The organism is Pseudomonas sp. GW821-FHT11D10, from assembly GCF_058808435.1.
This window is the reverse complement of record NZ_JBXARR010000003.1, coordinates 376,585-394,189: the sequence shown is the minus strand read 5'-3', so window position 1 is coordinate 394,189 and position 17,605 is coordinate 376,585. Positions and strand designations below refer to the sequence as shown.

18 protein-coding genes are annotated in these 17,605 nt (G+C 62.8%); 16 read left to right on the top strand and 2 right to left on the bottom strand.

The window, feature by feature from the left end:
- The 8 genes from AC1RT4_RS12045 to AC1RT4_RS12010 all read left to right on the top strand — a co-directional run bounded on the left by AC1RT4_RS12045 (position 1) and on the right by AC1RT4_RS12010 (position 8,203).
- A complete protein-coding gene (locus AC1RT4_RS12045; protein ID WP_493085469.1) occupies positions 1-1,080 on the top strand; it encodes a serine hydrolase domain-containing protein in 1,080 nt (359 codons plus the stop codon).
- Entirely contained in the window at positions 1,077-1,379 is a 303-nt protein-coding gene (locus AC1RT4_RS12040; protein ID WP_493085468.1) for an amidase, read from the top strand. Before AC1RT4_RS12045 ends, AC1RT4_RS12040 begins: the two co-directional genes overlap by 4 nt.
- 143 nt (positions 1,380-1,522) lie before the next feature.
- A complete protein-coding gene (locus AC1RT4_RS12035) occupies positions 1,523-2,698 on the top strand; it encodes a M20 aminoacylase family protein (RefSeq protein WP_493085467.1) in 1,176 nt (391 codons plus the stop codon).
- 79 nt (positions 2,699-2,777) lie between these two features.
- Entirely contained in the window at positions 2,778-4,088 is a 1,311-nt protein-coding gene (locus AC1RT4_RS12030) for a citrate-proton symporter (RefSeq protein ID WP_493085466.1), read from the top strand.
- On the top strand, positions 4,085-5,542 hold the full coding sequence (locus AC1RT4_RS12025) for an amidase (RefSeq protein ID WP_493085465.1): 1,458 nt from the start codon (positions 4,085-4,087) through the stop codon (positions 5,540-5,542). The genes AC1RT4_RS12030 and AC1RT4_RS12025 overlap by 4 nt, the downstream gene beginning before the upstream one ends.
- Before the next feature lie 59 nt (positions 5,543-5,601).
- Positions 5,602-6,372: an IclR family transcriptional regulator gene (locus tag AC1RT4_RS12020; protein ID WP_493085464.1), complete on the top strand. Its 771-nt coding sequence runs from the start codon at positions 5,602-5,604 to the stop codon at positions 6,370-6,372.
- 81 nt (positions 6,373-6,453) lie between these two features.
- Positions 6,454-7,044 carry a YceI family protein gene (locus AC1RT4_RS12015; RefSeq protein WP_085605441.1) on the top strand — a complete coding sequence of 197 codons (591 nt, stop codon included), beginning with the start codon at positions 6,454-6,456 and terminating at the stop codon, positions 7,042-7,044.
- Position 7,045: 1 nt separating this feature from the next.
- Positions 7,046-8,203, top strand: coding sequence for a phospholipase D-like domain-containing protein (locus tag AC1RT4_RS12010; RefSeq protein ID WP_007957893.1), 1,158 nt, complete (start codon positions 7,046-7,048; stop codon positions 8,201-8,203).
- A 147-nt stretch (positions 8,204-8,350) separates the two neighbouring features.
- Here AC1RT4_RS12010 and bglX read toward each other — a convergent pair whose 3' ends face one another.
- On the bottom strand, positions 8,351-10,642 hold the full coding sequence (bglX, locus tag AC1RT4_RS12005) for a beta-glucosidase BglX (protein ID WP_493085463.1): 2,292 nt from the start codon (positions 10,640-10,642) through the stop codon (positions 8,351-8,353).
- Between the two features lie 260 nt (positions 10,643-10,902).
- On the opposite strand from bglX, the gene AC1RT4_RS12000 reads away from it, so the two are divergent.
- From AC1RT4_RS12000 to AC1RT4_RS11985, 4 genes are all read left to right on the top strand, one after another.
- Entirely contained in the window at positions 10,903-11,511 is a 609-nt protein-coding gene (locus AC1RT4_RS12000; protein WP_007957897.1) for a LemA family protein, read from the top strand.
- A 13-nt stretch (positions 11,512-11,524) separates the two neighbouring features.
- Positions 11,525-12,277, top strand: a complete 753-nt coding sequence (locus AC1RT4_RS11995) for a TPM domain-containing protein (protein ID WP_115076848.1) — start codon at positions 11,525-11,527, stop codon at positions 12,275-12,277.
- A gap of 28 nt (positions 12,278-12,305) precedes the next feature.
- Complete coding sequence (locus tag AC1RT4_RS11990; RefSeq protein WP_492619710.1) at positions 12,306-12,923, top strand: TPM domain-containing protein; 618 nt, start codon at positions 12,306-12,308, stop codon at positions 12,921-12,923.
- A 90-nt stretch (positions 12,924-13,013) separates the two neighbouring features.
- A complete protein-coding gene (locus tag AC1RT4_RS11985) occupies positions 13,014-14,246 on the top strand; it encodes a class I SAM-dependent methyltransferase (protein WP_493085462.1) in 1,233 nt (410 codons plus the stop codon).
- On the opposite strand, the gene AC1RT4_RS11980 is transcribed toward AC1RT4_RS11985, so the two are convergent.
- The gene (locus tag AC1RT4_RS11980; RefSeq protein WP_129972890.1) at positions 14,236-15,150 is read right to left on the bottom strand and encodes a DMT family transporter; all 915 of its coding nucleotides are present in this window, start codon (positions 15,148-15,150) and stop codon (positions 14,236-14,238) included. The genes AC1RT4_RS11985 and AC1RT4_RS11980 overlap by 11 nt on opposite strands.
- A gap of 169 nt (positions 15,151-15,319) precedes the next feature.
- Between AC1RT4_RS11980 and AC1RT4_RS11975 the strand changes: the two genes are divergently transcribed.
- From AC1RT4_RS11975 to AC1RT4_RS11960, 4 genes are all read left to right on the top strand, one after another.
- A complete protein-coding gene (locus AC1RT4_RS11975) occupies positions 15,320-15,901 on the top strand; it encodes a DJ-1/PfpI family protein (RefSeq protein ID WP_007957909.1) in 582 nt (193 codons plus the stop codon).
- Positions 15,902-15,923: 22 nt separating this feature from the next.
- The gene (locus AC1RT4_RS11970) at positions 15,924-16,268 is read left to right on the top strand and encodes a YegP family protein (protein ID WP_201816721.1); all 345 of its coding nucleotides are present in this window, start codon (positions 15,924-15,926) and stop codon (positions 16,266-16,268) included.
- A gap of 154 nt (positions 16,269-16,422) precedes the next feature.
- A complete protein-coding gene (locus AC1RT4_RS11965; protein WP_493085461.1) occupies positions 16,423-17,067 on the top strand; it encodes a hypothetical protein in 645 nt (214 codons plus the stop codon).
- The gene (locus AC1RT4_RS11960; RefSeq protein ID WP_493085460.1) at positions 17,067-17,591 is read left to right on the top strand and encodes a hypothetical protein; all 525 of its coding nucleotides are present in this window, start codon (positions 17,067-17,069) and stop codon (positions 17,589-17,591) included. The genes AC1RT4_RS11965 and AC1RT4_RS11960 overlap by 1 nt, the downstream gene beginning before the upstream one ends.
- Positions 17,592-17,605: the final 14 nt, after the last annotated feature.

The following is a 17,605-nucleotide window of genomic DNA, read 5'->3' as shown; positions in this document are numbered from 1 at the left end:
ATGTTCAAAGGCCTGTCCCTGTTTCTGCTGCTGATCAGCTTCACGGTTCAGGCCGAACAATGGCCGGGCGAGCAATGGCCGACCGGCGCGAAACTCACCGGCCCGGCCGTCGATGCGTTGGAGGCCTACGCCTTCCCGACCCGCGATGACAGCACCCGCCAAGGCATTCGCACCGACGCCTTGCTGGTGATCCGCGACGGCCAGCTCATCTACGAACGCTACGCCGCCGCGACCACCGCCGACACCCCGCACCTGACCTGGTCGATCAGCAAAAGCCTGATGGCCACGGTGTTCGGCGTGGCGTACGGCGAAGGCCTGTTCAAGCTCGATGACCCGGCGGCAACGTTCTACCCAGCGCTGGAAAAACACCCGACCATCACCCTCAAGGATCTGCTGCACTGGGCCTCGGGCATCGACTGGCAGGAAGACTACGAATACGCCCCGCTGAAATCCTCGGTGGTGGCGATGCTCTACACCCGTGGCCACCGCGACATGGCCGCCTTCACCGCCGATCACGACAGCTACGCGCCAGCGGGGCAGGCGTTCCGCTATTCCAGCGGTGACAGCAATCTGTTGGCAGCGGCACTGAAAACCATCGTCGGCCCGCAGCGTTATCCGGACTATCCGTGGACAGCACTTTTCGATCCCTTGGGCATCCGCCATGCCACCTGGGAAACCGACGCGACGGGCACCTTCGTCGCCTCTTCCTACGCCTATATGACGGCCCGGGATCTGGCGCGAATCGGCCTGCTGATGGAACGGGATGGACGCTGGAATGACCGGCAGTTGTTGCCCAAGGATTGGGTCGCCTTCAATCGCCAACCCTTCGCCGGCTACAAGGCCCATCAGGACGAAGCCGTGCCCGGCGGCCAGTGGTGGCTCAATCGCCCGGCAGACGGCGCGCCCCCGCCATGGCCCGACGCACCGCCCGACACCTTCGCCGCCCTCGGCCACTGGGGGCAGGCGCTGTATGTGATCCCGAGCGAAAAACTGGTGATCGTGCGCTACGCCGATGACCGCGACGGCAGCTATCGCCACAACGAATTGCTCAAGCGCGTGCTCGGGGCGGTGCGGCCATGAAACTGTTCAAACGAATCCTGCTGGTGCTGTTGGTCGTGCTGCTGGGCTGGGGCTGGCACGAGCGCGAAAACCTGTGGGCCTTCCCGGACATCATCAGCGCCTACACCGCCAAGGAATATTGTTCGTGCCGTTATGTGATGAACAACGACGCCGAGTATTGCCGGGGCTACGTGAAGCAATGGCTGCCCAGCGAACTGACCGATGACCGCACGCAAAAAACCGTCACCGCCAGCGGCCTGGGACGCAGCAACAGCGCCCAGTGGCAAGGCGAACGCCAGGGCTGTCGCCTGCAACCCTGATCCGGTTCCACCCTGTGGAACCACATTCGATTGTCCTCTCGCGTGTCTCGCGGTTATCTGGCGGTGAGCACGACCTGCCGTTCATGTGTCGTGAAACAACACCGAACAACAAGACCGGGAACACCCGCGCGAGGAGAACCGTCATGCCCCGACATCAGCACATTCTGGCCTGGTTCAACGATGTAGCCAGCGACCTGCACGCCACCCGCCAGGACATTCACGCCCACCCTGAACTCGGTTTCGAGGAAAGCCGCACCTCGGCGCTGGTCGCCAGGTCGCTCGAAGACTGGGGCTATGAAGTTCACACCGGCGTCGGCAAGACCGGCGTGGTCGGCGTGCTGCGCAACGGCAGCAGCACACGCAAACTCGGGCTGCGGGCCGACATGGATGCGCTGCCGATCATCGAAAATACCGGTGTCGCCTACAGCAGCCGCCATCAAGGCTGCATGCACGCCTGCGGCCACGACGGGCACACCGCGATGCTGCTCGGTGCGGCGCGTTATCTGGCCGCGACCCGCCAGTTCGACGGCACCCTGACGCTGATTTTCCAGCCCGCCGAAGAGGGGCAGGGCGGGGCCGAAGCGATGCTTGCCGATGGCCTGCTCGAGCGTTTTCCGTGCGACGCGCTGTTCGGCATGCACAACATGCCGGGCCTGCCGGCGGGGCATCTGGGTTTTCGCGAAGGGCCGATGATGGCTTCGCAGGATCTGCTCACGGTGACGATTGAAGGCGTCGGCGGCCACGGCTCGATGCCGCATCTGGCGGTGGATCCGCTGGTCGCTGCAGCGAGTGTGGTGATGGCTTTGCAAACCGTGGTCGCGCGCAACATCGATGCGCAGCAGGCGGCGGTGGTGACGGTCGGCGCATTGCAGGCCGGCGAGGCGGCGAACGTGATTCCGCAACAGGCGATCCTGCGCCTGAGCCTGCGTGCGCTGAATGCCGAAGTCCGCGTTCAGACACTGGACCGCGTGCGCTCGATCATCGAAGCCCAGGCCGAAAGCTTCGGCTGCACCTCAACCATCGAGCACCGTCCGGCCTACCCGGTGCTGGTCAACCACGCCGCCGAAACCGAGTTCGCCCGTCAGGTCGGCGTCGAGCTGGTCGGCACCGACGCCGTCGATGGCAACACACCCAAACTGATGGGCAGCGAGGACTTCGCCTGGATGCTCCAGCGCTGCCCCGGCGCCTACCTGTTCATCGGCAACGGCGTGGCGCGGCCGATGGTGCATAACCCGGCCTACGACTTCAACGATGACATCCTGCTGACCGGCGCGGCGTATTGGGGCGCGCTCACCGAGAGCTGGCTCAAGCCGGCCTGATTTCTTCACTTTTTGCTGCCGCTGGAACGCAGGTACGCACGTGCCTGCGTGGTCAACCAACAGCTTCTGGAGAATCCCCATGCAGACTTCGAACGCAGGCGTTTCGCGCACCCGGCAAGTGGTCGCCGCCGTCATCGGCAACGCCCTGGAATGGTACGACTTCATCGTTTACGGCTTTCTGGCGAGCATCATCGCCCGGCAGTTTTTCCCGTCCGACGACGATTACGCCTCGCTGCTGATGGCGCTGGCGACTTTCGGTGTCGGCTTTTTCATGCGCCCGGTGGGCGGCATCCTGCTCGGCATCTACTCCGACCGCAAAGGGCGCAAAGCGGCGATGCAGATGATCATCCGCCTGATGACCGTGTCCATCGCCCTGATCGCGTTCGCGCCGAACTACGCCGCCATCGGCATGGGCGCGCCGCTGCTGATCGTGGTGGCGCGGATGCTTCAGGGCTTTGCCACGGGCGGTGAATACGCCAGCGCCACGGCGTTTCTGGTGGAGAGCGCGCCGGCCCATCGCAAGGGCTTGTACGGTTCGTGGCAACTGGTCGGGCAATGCCTGGCGGTGTTCAGCGGCGCGGCGATGGTGGCGCTGGTCACGCACCTGTTTTCCCCCGAAGCGCTGGACAGTTGGGGCTGGCGGATTCCGTTCGTGCTCGGTCTGCTGATCGGCCCGGTGGGCTTGTGGATTCGCAAGCACATGGAAGAGCCGGAAGAATTTCTCGAAGCGCGCAAGAAAGCCAAAGGCGCCGCGCCCGGCCTTTGGCAAGTGCTGCGCGAACATCGCCGCAGCCTGCTGGTGTCGATGGGGCTGGCGTGCGGGGCAACGGTATCGTTTTACGTGGTGCTGGTGAACATGCCGACCTTCGCCCACAAGAACCTCGGCCTGCCGCTGGATCAGGTGTTGCTGGTGCAGATGCTCGCGGTGGGGTTGATGACCGTGGTGATTCCGTTCTCCGGCGCACTGTCGGATCGCCTCGGTCGGCGGCCGGTGCTGATGGCCTTCACTTTGGCGTTTTTCGTCATGGTCTATCCGCTGTATGTGTGGGTCGCGGCAGCGCCGTCGATCGAGCGTTTGCTGGTGATGCAACTGCTGCTGTGCACGGCAATCGGCGGATTCTTCGGCCCGGCCCCGACGGCGCTGGCCGAGCAGTTTCCGATTGAAGTGCGCTCCACCGGCGTGTCGGTGGCCTACAACGTGGCGGTGATGGTGTTCGGTGGTTTCGCGCCGCTGATCGTCACCTGGCTGAGTAAAGTTCTGAACACCCCGGTGGCGCCGTCGTTCTATGTCCTGTTCGCTTGCCTGCTGACCCTGCTCGGTACTTACTGTTTGCAGGAGGCACCACGCGTAAAGAAATCCGTTGCGCTCAACCTGGGAGTGAAACCGTGAGTCCGTTAGCCATTGATCCGATTGTCGCCCTCGACGCCGATGCGCTGTCCCGGGCGATCCATGCCCGCAAGGTGTCGTGTCGTGAGGTGATGCAGGCCTACCTGACGCACATCGACCGCTTCAATCCGGCGGTCAACGCGTTGGTCTCGCTGCGCCCGCAGGACGTGCTGCTGAGCGAGGCCGATGAATGCGACCGGCAACTGGATCGCGGCGAATCCCGGGGCTGGATGCACGGCATGCCCCAGGCGATCAAGGACCTGGCGGCCACTGCCGGATTGCGCACGACCCTCGGCTCGCCGCTGTTCGCCGAACAAGTGCCGCAGTACGATGCGATCAGCGTGGCGCGGGTTCGCGACTGCGGTGCGATCATCATCGGCAAGAGCAACGTCCCGGAATTCGGCCTCGGTTCGCAGACCTACAACAGCGTGTTCGGCACCACCACCAACGCCTACGATCCGAGCCTGATCGCCGGCGGCAGCAGCGGCGGAGCGGCGGTGGCGCTGGCCCTGCGCCTGCTGCCGGTGGCCGACGGCAGCGACATGATGGGCTCGCTGCGCAACCCGGCGGCGTTCAACAACGTGTTCGGTTTTCGCCCGTCCCAGGGCCGCGTGCCCCACGGGCCGATGCCGGAAGTGTTCGTCCAGCAACTGGCTACCGAAGGGCCGATGGGGCGCACGGTCACCGACGTCGCGCGATTGCTTTCGACCCAGGCCGGCTACGATCCGCGCGTGCCGCTGTCGCTGGCTGATGAACCACGGGATTTCGGGCTGGATCTGCAACAGGACTGCAGCGGTCTGCGCCTCGGCTGGCTCGGCGATTACAACGGTTATCTGCCGATGGACGACGGCGTGTTGAGCCTGTGCGAATCGGCGCTGGCGGATTTCAGTGCGCTGGGTTGTCAGGTCGAGGCCTGTCAGCCGGAGTTTTCCATGGAGCGCCTGTGGCAGACCTGGCTCACCCACCGGCATTTTCTGGTGCAGGGCAGTCTCGGCGCGGCCTATGCCGATCCGCAAAAACGCGCGCTGCTCAAACCCGAAGCGCAATGGGAAATCGAGGGCGGCCTGCGTCTGACCGCTGCCGAGGTCTATCAGGCGTCGGTGGCGCGCAGCGAGTGGTATCGCGCGTTGAGCGAGTTGTTCGAGCGTTACGATTTCCTGCTGCTGCCTACTGCCCAAGTGTTCCCTTTTGATGCACAGCAGCCGTGGCCGCGAGTCGTCGGCGGGCAGACCATGGACACCTATCACCGCTGGATGGAGGTGGTGATCGGCCCGACCCTGGCGGGGCTGCCGAGCATCAGCGTGCCGGTCGGTTTCAACCCGGCCGGCCTGCCGATGGGCCTGCAAATCATCGGCCCGGCCCAGGCGGATCGGGCGGTGCTGCAACTGGCCTACGCTCATGAACAGCTGACCCGCTGGGTCGAACGGCGACCGCCGGCATGCCTGCAATCGGCCTGAGCGGCCCGCATCTTGCTGCACGAAGTGATCTTTCATCCGCATCCATGGAGGTCGAACACATGGGCAGCAAGGCAGACACCGGCAGCGTGCGCTCAGTCGAACGGGCGCTGGCCATCGTCGAGTTGCTCGGCGAGCATCAGGCGTTGGGGCTGGAGGAATTGCACTACCTGACGACTCTGCCCAAGGCCACGGTGTCGCGGATGCTCGCGACCTTGCAGGAGCAGGGCTGGATCTATCGCGGCCTCAGCGACCGCCGTTACCGGTTGTGCGCCAAGCGCCTGTTCGGTGATCGCCAGCAACGCTTCAAGCGCCATCTGGTGGAAAGCGCCGCGCCGATGCTACTGGAACTCAGCGAACGCACCGGGCTGGTGGCGGATCTGTCGTGCTTCGACGGCGAGCGGGTAGAGGTGATGGAAAGCGCGATCCCGCAAGTGCTGCGCAAACGCTATCCAAGCAACTGCCAGATCGTCGGCCATCACGCGAGCCTGTTCCATTCGGCGATGGGCCGCGCGTGTCTTGGCGAACTCGACAGCCAGGACGTGAAGCGTCTGGCCGAACGCGAACAGTTGGCGGATGACGGTGTATTGCAGGCCACCGAGCAAGCCTTGCATCAGGGCTTCGGCCAGCGCACCGAAGGTTACTGGGAATACCCCGTACGCCTGCCGTTTCTGATTCGCGCGGTGGCCTTGCCGATCCGTGCCCAAGGGCGGCTGGTCGGCAGCATGGCGCTGCACTGGCCGATGGATCAGGCGCCGGTGGAGCGGGTGCTGAGCCTGCACCTCAACAGCCTCGCGTCGACCATCGGCGAGGTGCAGCAGGCACTGGCCTGAACGTTTGCAGAGACTGACAGTTTGCAATAACGCCACGGCCAGTTAAGGTTCGTGCAGGTTTATCGGCCCCACGAGTCTTCAATGTTCAACCGTTCTCTGTGCAACGCCTTCGCCGGCCTGCTGCTGGGCGCCGCTGCGCTGCCGGCCCAGGCCAACTGGTATCTGGACGGCGAGTCGTCGCGGCTGTCGTTCGTCAGCACGAAAAACGCCAACGTGTCCGAAGTGCAGCGCTTTCTGGTGCTGCACGGCAAGGTCGATCCCGATGGCCGCGCGGTGGTCGAAGTCGAGCTGGACTCGATCAACAGCGGCATCCCGCTGCGCGACGAGCGCATGCGCAAGGAACTGTTCCAGATCGAGCAATTCCCCGAAGCGACCATCACTACGCAAATCGACCTGCGCCCGATCAACGATCTGGCCCCCGGCGCGCAGCTTGAATTGCGCCTGCCGCTGACCGTCAACCTGCACGGCAAACAGCATGAGTACCCCGCCGAACTGCTCGCCACGCGCCTCGATGACCGACGCTTTCAAGTGGTGACGCTGGAGCCGCTGGTGATCAGCGCCGAGGATTTCGATCTGCTGCCGGGCCTGGAAAGCCTGCGCAACATGGCCGGCCTGTCGGCCATCAGTCTGTCGGTGCCGGTGGGTGCGGTGCTGATCTTCACGGCGCGCTGACATGCGCGGCGCGGTGTTTCCGTGGCGTGATGGCAACCGCTTCGAGCTGCTGATCGACGGCCCGCAATTCTTCCCGCGCATGCTCGACGAGATCGCCCGCGCCCGTGAGCAGATCGAACTGGAGCTGTATCTGGTGGAAGCCGGCGCCTGTGCCGAAACCATCGTGCAGGCGCTGGTGCTGGCGGCGGAGCGGGGCGTGCGGGTGCGTTGCCTGTTCGACGATTACGGTAGCCTCGCGTTCACCCTCACGCTACGTCGGCGGCTGACCGGTGCCGGGGTCGAGCTGCGTTTTTACAACCGGCTGAACTGGCGGCGCTGGGTCGGCAATTTCTATCGCGATCATCGCAAGCTGTTGCTGGTCGACCAGCGTCTGGCGGTGGTCGGCGGCACTGGGGTCACCGATGAGTTCTGGACGCCGGGCCACGACACCAGCGAATGGCACGAGGTCATGGTGGAAATCACCGGCCCGCTGGTGCTCGACTGGCAATTGCTGTTCGACCGCCAATGGATTGCCAACCGCCATCGCCGGGCCTGGCGGCCCAACGCGCATTTCGGCCTGCCACGGCTGCCGCGCGTGCCGGACACGGGCGAGGGCATGGGCCGCGTGGCCTACGCCGACGCCCGCCAGCATCGGGACATTCTGCAATCGTTGTTCCGTGCATTGAACAGCGGCCAAAAACGGATCTGGCTGGCGACGCCGTACTTCCTGCCGACCTGGAAAATCCGCCGCTCCCTGCGCAAGGCCGCCGCCCGTGGCCTCGACGTGCGCCTGCTGCTGACCGGGCCGCGCACCGATCACCCGTCGGTGCGCTACGCGGGGCATCGCTACTACCCGCGCCTGCTCAAGGCCGGGGTGAAAATCTACGAATACCAGCCGTGTTTCCTGCACCTGAAAATGGTGCTGGTGGACGATTGGGTGAGCATCGGTTCGTGCAATTTCGATCACTGGAATCTGCGCTTCAATCTTGAAGCGAATCTGGAAGCGCTGGACCCGTCATTGACGGCAGCGGTGGCGGCGAGTTTCGAGAAGGACTTCGGCCTGAGTCAGCAGGTGAGTCTGGAGGAATGGCAGCGCCGGCCGTTGTGGCGGCGGGTGAAGCAGCGGATCTGGGGCTGGGTGGATCGGGTGGTGGTCAATCTGCTCGATCGTCGCGGCTAGTCGCCGTCTTCGATTGATCGTTCCCACGCTCCGCGTGGGAATGCAGCCCGGGACGCTCCGCGTCCCAAAGCGGACGCAGAGCGTCCATTGAGGCATTCCCACGCAGACGGTTCGACGCCTCGACGTGGGAACGATCGGGGCGCCGGATTACAGCAACTCAAAGCTCTGCTGCGTCACATCCTGGGAATCCAGGCCGATCTGCACGTTGAACTTGCCAGGCTCGGCCGCGTATTTGAGCTGGGCGTTGTAGAACTTCAGGTCATCTTCGGTGATGGTGAAGTGCACGACTTTCTGCTCGCCCGCCTTGAGCATGATTTTCTGGAAGTTCTTCAGCTCCTTGACCGGACGGATCATCGAACCGGTGACGTCCTGGATGTACAGCTGCACCACGGTTTCGCCGTCACGCTTGCCGGTGTTCTTGACCATGACGCTGGCGTCGAGCTTGCCGGTGGCGTTCAGGGTGGTCGAGGACAGCGCCATGTCGCTCAGGCTGAAGTTGGTGTAGCTCAGGCCGTACCCGAACGGGAACAGCGGGCCGGTGGTGTCATCGAAATACTGAGAGGTGTAGTTGCCCGGTTTGCCCGGCGTGAACGGCCGGCCAATGCTCAGGTGGTTGTAGTAAGTCGGGATCTGGCCCACGGAGCGCGGGAAGGTCACCGGCAGTTTGCCCGACGGGTTGTAGTCACCGAACAGCACGTCGGCGATCGCGTTGCCGCCCTCGGTGCCGCTGAACCAGGTTTCCAGAATCGCGTCAGCCGAGTCTTTCTCTTCCAGAATCGTCAACGGACGGCCGTTCATCAGCACCAGCACCAATGGCTTGCCGGTGGCTTTCAGGGCACGGATCAGTTCGCGCTGGTTTTCCGGGATGTTCAGGTCGGTGCGGCTCGACGATTCGTGGGACATGCCACGGGACTCGCCCACGGCTGCAACCACAATGTCGGCGTCCTTGGCGGCTTTCACCGCTTCGTCGATCAGCACGTTGGCCGGACGCGGGTCATCGACCACTTCCGGGGCGTCGAAGTTGAGGAAGTTCAGGTAATCGAGAACCTTCTTGTCGCTGGTGATGTTGGCGCCACGGGCGTAGATCAGATTCGCCTTGTCGCCGATGACATTGCTCATGCCGTCGAACAGGGTCACCGATTGCGCCGGACGACCGGCGGCAGCCCAACTGCCCATCATGTCGATCGGGGCCTTGGCCAGCGGGCCGACCAGCGCGACTTTGGCGGTTTTTTTCAGCGGCAGGGTTTCGTTCTGGTTCTTCAGCAGCACCAGGCTGCGACGCGCCACTTCACGGGCGTCGGCGCGGTGCAGGCGGCTGTCGGCGTAGGTATCGGCCGGATCGTCTTCAGCCTTGCCGATGCGCAGGTACGGATCCTTGAACAGGCCCATGTCGTACTTGGCGGCGAGCACTTCACGCACCGCGTTGTCGATGTCCTTCTGTTCGATCTCGCCGGACTTGAGCAGCCCCGGCAGCTCTTTGCCGTACAGGGTGTCGTTCATGCTCATGTCGATGCCGGCCTTGATCGCCAGCTTCGCTGCTTCACGACCGTCGCGGGCTACGCCGTGCTTGATCAGTTCGAAGATCGCGCCGTGGTCGCTGACCGCCAGGCCCTTGAAGCCCCAGTCCTTGCGCAGCAGATCGTTCATCAGCCAGGTGTTGGCGGTGGCCGGGATACCGTTGATCGAGTTCAACGCCACCATCACGCCGCCGGCGCCGGCGTCGATGGCCGCGCGATACGGTGGCAGGTAGTCCTGGTACATCTTCACCGGGCTCATGTCGACGGTGTTGTAGTCGCGACCGCCTTCGACCGCGCCGTACAGGGCGAAGTGCTTGACGCTGGCCATGATGCTGTCGGCCGCGCTCGGGGTCTCGCCCTGATAGGCCTTGACCATGACTTTGGCGATGCGCGAGGTCAGGTAGGTGTCTTCACCGAAACCTTCGGAGCTGCGGCCCCAGCGCGGGTCGCGGGAGATGTCGACCATCGGCGCGAAGGTGATGTCGAGGCTGTCGGCGGCGGCTTCCTTGGCGGCAACGCGGCCGGACTGACCGATGGCGTCCATGTCCCAGCTCGATGCCAGGGCCAGCGGAATCGGGAAAATCGTACGGTGACCGTGGATCACGTCGTACGCGAAAAACATCGGAATCTTAAGACGGCTGCGCATGGCAGCGTCCTGCATCGGACGGTTTTCCGGGCGGGTGATCGAGTTGAAGGTGCCACCGATGTTGCCGGCGGCGATCTCTTTGCGGATCAGCTCGCGGGGCATTTCCGGGCCGATGCTGATCAGGCGCAACTGGCCGATCTTCTCGTCGAGGGTCATTTGCTTCATCAGGTTGCTGATGAACGCGTCCTTGTTTTCCAGGGGTACCGGGGTCGTGGCGGCCAGTACCTGATGACTGGCCAGGCTGACGAACAGGCCCAGCAAACACAGCTTCTTCATGAATAGTTTTCTCAAGGGCCTAAACGGCGTTGCAATGCCGGCCAGCCAAAATTTAGGGAGCGACTATTGTTGTTCGGGTGCTGATTCAGAAAACGACAGCCGAATGTACGTCGAAGGTTTCGGCGACGTGATCGCGCAGGGCCTCTTTTTAGCCCATCGGCCCGCTGCAATCCAGTGGCGCGGGCGATTATGCCCCAACCGCCGGCTGAGAATGTTTCGCGATTCATTATTCATGAAATGTGCAAGGGAGCACCCGTCCGATGAATGTCAGTCCTGTCTACCGCTCGCGTTTGCAGGTCGCCACCTTGCTGGTGCTGGCCACGTTGTTGACCGCTTGCGGCATCAACAACATTCCGACCCTCGACGAACAGGCCAAGGCTGCCTGGGGCCAGGTGCAGAACCAGTACCAGCGGCGCGCCGACCTGATCCCCAACTTGGTGGAAACCGTGAAGGGCTATGCCAAGCATGAAGAGGAAACTCTGACGGCAGTTATCGAGGCGCGAGCCAAGGCGACGTCGATCCAGGTCGATGCCAGCACCCTCGACAACCCGGAAAAACTCAAGCAATTCCAGCAGGCCCAGGATCAACTGACCGGCGCCTTGAGCCGGTTAATGGTGGTGTCCGAACGCTATCCGGACCTGAAGGCCAACCAGAACTTCCTCGCCCTGCAATCGCAACTTGAGGGCACGGAGAACCGCATCGCCGTGGCCCGCCGGGATTTCATTCTGGCAGTGCAGAAGTACAACACCGAGATCCGCACCTTTCCCGGTCGCCTGTGGCACAGCGTGATGTACAGCGACCTGCCGATCCGCGAGACCTTCGAAGCCACCAGCCCCGGCGCGGACAAGGCCCCGGAAGTGAAGTTCTGAGCCGGGGATGCCCATGCGTGTGTTGAAGATGGGCCTGGTGCTGATGTTGTGGCTGTTCGCCGTCAGCGCCCGGGCCGAGTTGACCTTCCCGGCGCTGACCGGGCGGGTGGTGGACGACGCGCAGATGATCGAGCCGTCGGTGCGCGCGCAACTGAGCCAGCAATTGCAGGCCCACGAGCAGGCGACCGGCGAGCAGTTGGTGGTCGTGACCTTGCCGAATCTGCAGGGCTCGACCATCGAGGACTACGGCGTCGAACTGGGCCGGCACTGGGGCATCGGCCAGAAGGACAAGAACAACGGCGCCCTGTTGATCGTCGCCCGGGACGAGCGCAAATTGCGCATCGAAGTCGGTTACGGGCTGGAGGATCGCCTGACCGATGCCCAGAGTTCGGTGATCATCCATCAGGTGATCACGCCGTCGTTCAAGGCCGGCAATTTCAGCAAGGGCATCAGTGACGGCGTGGCGGCGATGCTGGTGGTGCTGGGCGGCAATCCGCTGGACGAACCATCCACGGTGTATGAATCGGCCGGCGATCCCGCCGATGATTTCGTCTCGCGGCATCCGGCGTTGTTCGTATTTCTGGTGATGTTGTTCATCCTGACTGTTTTTGTCTGCCAGATGCTCGGTATCCTTCCCGCCGGCCGGGGCGGCTCCGGAGGAGGGGGCGGCTTTGGTGGCGGAGGTTTTGGCGGCGGCGGTGGAGGCGGGGGCTTCAGCGGCGGCGGTGGCAGTTTCGGCGGGGGCGGGTCCTCCGGCGGCTGGTGATAACAATAATGAGCAGGCACTTCACGACATGGCATTACTGACTGAACACGAACAACGCAAGGTCGCCGAGGCCATCGCCCGGGTCGAGCGCGACACCGACGCCGAACTGGTGACGGTGCTCGCGGCCCGCGCCGACGACTACGCGTACATCCCGCTGCTGTGGGCCAGCCTGCTGGCGCTGGTGGTGCCGGGGATCGTGCATTACCTGACCGGCTGGCTGACGATGCACAGCCTGTTGCTGGTGCAGTGGGTCAGTTTTGTCGTGCTGTGCCTGGTGTTTCGTCTGCCCAGGGTCACCACCCATCTGATTCCTCGCCACGTCCGCCACTGGCGCGCCTCGAACCTGGCGCGGCGGCAGTTTCTCGAACAGAACCTGCATCACACGGTGGGCAGCACCGGCATGCTGATTTTTGTCTGCGAGGCGGAGCGGTATGTGGAAATTCTGGTGGATGAAGGGATTTCCAGAAAGCTGGACAACAAGAGCTGGGATTCGATTGTTGCGGCTTTTACCGAGCAGGTGCGGCAGGGGCAGACGTTGCAGGGGTTTGTCACGTGTATCGAGGCGTGCGGCGAGTTGCTCAAGGTGCATGTGCCGGTGACGCAGGTTCGCAATGAATTGCCGAATCGTCTGGTGGTGCTGGGGTAAGCCGTTCGGGAAATTAGCCGTGCCCTCGAACGCCATCCCCCCTAAACTAGCGGCCATTCCCGATTTGCCCGTCCGAGGCCGCTTTTTCCCATGTCCGTTACCGCTCCTTCCGCATCTGCCAAACCGGCGCCCGATCACCACGCCCGGTTCATCGAGCTGCTGCAAACCAGCCTCGAACAGAACGGCTTCATCAAACTGGTGCTGGCCAAGTACGTTGGCGAAGAAGCGGACCTGCAGCGAATCATCATCAAACCGGTAACGGTCAAGGCGCAGCCGTGCCTGTCGTTCGTTTATCGCTACAAGACCCGCGACATCACCAAGAACCTGCCGCTGGACGAGGCGGTAGAGACGATTGCCGGATTGCTGCCGGCTTCTTTCAAAAATGCGCATTTGCTGGCTCTGACGGACGAAGCCCAGCTCGAATACAGCAAAAAGGGCAAGAGCTCGCTGTTCATGAGCAAACCCCAGCAATTACGCGAAGTGCCGTCCGCCGAGCATAACCGCGAGAAAAACCGCTTCCTCGATCTGAACCGGCCGTTCCTCAAGGATCTGGGCGTGACCAACGCCCAGCACGAGCTGATCCCGGCGATGTCGCGCAAGTGGAAGCAGATCAACAAGTTCATCGAAGTCTTCAGCCACGCGCTGACCTCGTCGCCGCTGGCCCTGGACAAACCGGTGCGGGTGGCGGATTTCGGTTCGGGCAAGGGTTATCTGACGTTCGCCATTCATGACTATTTGCGCAACACGTTGAAGGCCGAGGGCGAAGTCACCGGCGTCGAGCTGCGTGAAGAGATGGTCAACCTGTGCAACACCGCCGCCGCGAAGCTGGAACACCCGGGGCTGGTGTTCAAATGCGGTGATGTGCGCAGCGTCGCGCCGAGCGAGCTGGACGTGATGATCGCCCTGCATGCCTGCGACATCGCCACCGACTACGCGATCCACACCGGCATCCGCTCCGGCGCCTCGATCATCATGTGCTCGCCGTGCTGCCACAAACAGATCCGCTTGCAGATCCAGAGCCCGGCACTGCTCAAACCGATGCTGCAATACGGTCTGCACCTGGGCCAGCAGGCCGAAATGGTCACCGACAGCTTGCGTGCGCTGTTCCTTGAAGCCTGCGGTTACGAGACCAAGGTGTTCGAGTTCATCTCGCTGGACCACACCAACAAGAACAAGATGATTCTGGCGGTGAAGCGCGCCGAGCCGGTGGACCCGACTCAGCTGCTGCTGAAAATTCAGGAATTGAAAGCGTTCTACCAGATCAGCGAGCACTGCCTCGAAACCCTGCTGCTCGCCGATGGCCTGCTGAAGCTCAAGGCTTGAGCTGAACCCCGGCCGGTAACGTGCCCGGTTGCGCCGGGCGCACCGCGGTCTTGCGCCCGAGCATCACCGTCGCGATCACCCCGCAGGCGAACAACCAGGTAATCGGCTCCACGTGTTCGCCGAAGAACAGCGCGGAAAACGCGATGGTGAAGAAAATCTGCAACAACTGGATCTGACTGACCCGGGCAATGCCACCCATGGCCAGCCCGGCGTACCAGGCGAAGAAGCCCAGAAACTGCGAAAACAGCGCGACATAACCGAACGCCCACCAGGTTTTCGTCGATACCGCGCCCTGATGCTGCAACGCCAGGTACAGCACCGGGCCGATCAGCAGCGGCGTCGACAGCACCAGCGCCCAGCAGATCACCTGCCAGCCGCCCATCTCCCGGGCCAGCCGTCCGCCCTCGGCATAACCCAGACCGCCCACCGCAATCGCACCCAACATCAGCAAATCACCGGCCTGAATGCTGCCGGCGCCGGTGTACAACGCATAACCCAGCACCAGCGCGCTGCCCAACGCGGCGCAGGCCCAGAAGGCTTTCGACGGACGTTCATGGGACAGCCACGCGGCGTACAGCGCCACGCACAGCGGCTGCAAACCGTTGACCAGCGCACCGTGGGACGCCGGCAAGGTCTGCATGGCCCATGCCGACAGGACCGGGAAACCTAGAATCACCCCGGCGATCACCAGACTCAGGCCTTTGACTTGCTTCCAGGTCGGCCACTTTTCCCGACGCCACAACAGCAGCGCCGCTGCCGGAATCGCCGCGAACAACGCGCGGCCCAGGCCATTGAGCAGCGGGTGCAGTTCCTGCACCACGATGCGGGTGAAGGGCAGGGTAAGGCTGAAAATCACCACGCCGAGCAGGCCGAGGGCCATGCCGGTGTTTTCGCGCGAAGACATGAGGGCAACCAGATTCGAGGGTGGCAGGGAGGTGTCTTCATCTAGCCACAAACCACGGCAGTCGGGCTGTTACAGCTGAGCGCAGAGTTATCCATACAGTTTGCGAACGCCATCGCGGTCCTTGGGCTACTGTGAATATTCCTGCGCATTCACCAGAGGAGTCCTGTCCATGGCCGCGAAAAAGATACTGATGCTGGTCGGCGATTACGTCGAAGACTACGAAGTGATGGTGCCGTTCCAGGCCCTGCAAATGGTCGGGCACACCGTGCATGCCGTGTGCCCGGATAAAGCTGCCGGCAAGACCGTGCGCACCGCGATTCATGACTTTGAAGGCGATCAGACCTACAGCGAGAAACCCGGTCACCAGTTCGCCCTGAACTTCGATTTCGCCAAGGTCGATGCCAAGGATTACGACGCACTGCTGGTGCCCGGTGGCCGTGCGCCGGAATACCTGCGGCTGAACGAAAAAGTCCTCGAACTGGTGCGAGCTTTCGACAAGGCCGGCAAGCCGATTGCCGCTGTCTGTCACGGCGCGCAACTGCTGGCAGCAGCGGGGATTCTCGAAGGCCGCGAGTGCAGCGCGTATCCGGCCTGTGCCCCGGAAGTCCGGTTGGCCGGCGGCACCTACATCGACATCCCGGTCACGGACGGTCATGTCCAGGGCAACCTGGCCACCGCGCCCGCCTGGCCGGCGCACCCTAAATGGCTGGCCGGTTTCCTCGGTTTGCTTGGAACCAAAATCACCCTGTGACACATCGATAAGGAGAAGCAACATGTCCGGATGGTATGAGTTGAGCAAAAGCAGCAACGGCCAGTACAAGTTCGTGCTGAAAGCGGCGAATGCCGAAACCATTCTGACCAGCGAGCTGTACACCACCCGCACGGCCGCAGAAAACGGCATTGCCTCGGTGCAGACCAACAGCCCGCTGGACGAACGCTACGAGAAAAAATCGACGAAGGACGGCCATCCCTACTTCAACCTCAAGGCGGCCAATCACCAGATCATCGGCAGCAGCGAATCCTATTCATCGGACGCGGCGTGTGCCAAAGGCATTGCCAGCGTCAAGGCCAACGGGCCGTCGAAGGTGATCAAGGACAAAACCCTGCCGGTGCTTTGACCCTCCCGTGACATTCGGTCGCCAAATCTTTGGCGACTGAATTCTGGCTATGTGCCATCATTTCGCTTATCCTCCGCGCCCAATCCATGGAAGGGGCGCCGAGATGACTCTTTCGCGGATTTCCTGAACAACTGCCGCCAGAGTTTTCCCGCCAATGATCCGCTTTTTCGCTGTCCTGACCCTGCTGCTCGGCTTGAGCGGCTGCTATAGCCTGTCCCCGACACAAATCGATGATGAACTCGCACCGAGTGCCGATTCCGGCACAGCGTATCTGGTGGGTGTGGTCGGCATCTGGCCGAAAGCGGCCTATGCGGCCCAGGAACAGATGCTGCTGATCCGCAAGCGTGGCAGTGACGAATTCGCCAGCGCGCGCCTGCACAACGAGTTCTATGCCCGCACGGCACGGGACGTGCGCGAGACCGGACGCGGAATCGGCACGCTGTTCGTGATGCCGCTCAAACCCGGACGCTACGAGATCTACAACGTGCGATTCGATCGCGGCAGGTCGGTGTCCTGGAGCCGTGAAGACTTCACCATCGGCATGCAGCTCGAAGCGGGCAAGGCTTATTACATCGGTGACTTCCGCGCCGGCTGCGTGTCCCCCAGCGACAGCACCTGCCTGTTCCTGCACAGCGATCACCTGGAGCGCGACTCGGCGCTGGTACGGGCCCAATACCCGCAGGTGCCCGACCTGCAACGGCTGGATATGCCGAACCTGTACACCGCCACACCGTTCATTCGCGAAGAGAACGGCACCAGCGCCTCCGTCTACAAAGCCATGCTCTCGGGGAAATTCTGATGTTCATCAAACGTCTGCTTCTGGGCCTGCTTCTGTTGCTCGGCGGTTGCCAGGCCACCCATTCGCTGAAGGCGCCGGATGTCGATTACAGCAGCCAGCAACTGCCAGCGATCAATGTCAGTGTGATCGGGATGCCGAGCTGGATGCTGCGTGACGAGCTGCGTCGGCGTGGCACCTTTGAAGAAGTGAAGGCCGATCGCAGCGAAGACGGCTACAACGTACTGGTAGTCGCCAACAGCGATGTCGGCGGGATTCAGCCGCAGATGCTTCTGAGCGCCTTCACCATGTTTCTGGTGCCGGTGCCAGTGAGTTTCGACAGCACGGTGGTGTTCAGCCTCAGCCATGGCAAGCAGATGCTGGGCATCTACACCGTGAAAAACCACACCGAATCCTGGCGCGGTGCATTCAACCCCTCGGGCGGTCAGTTCGAACACATGCGCTTGATCAGCGACACGTTCATCGCGCAGATTCTCAAGGATCAGCCGTTCCACCGCGAAGCCATGAAACGCGCCGCCAGCCTCTGATCGACGGCCACAAA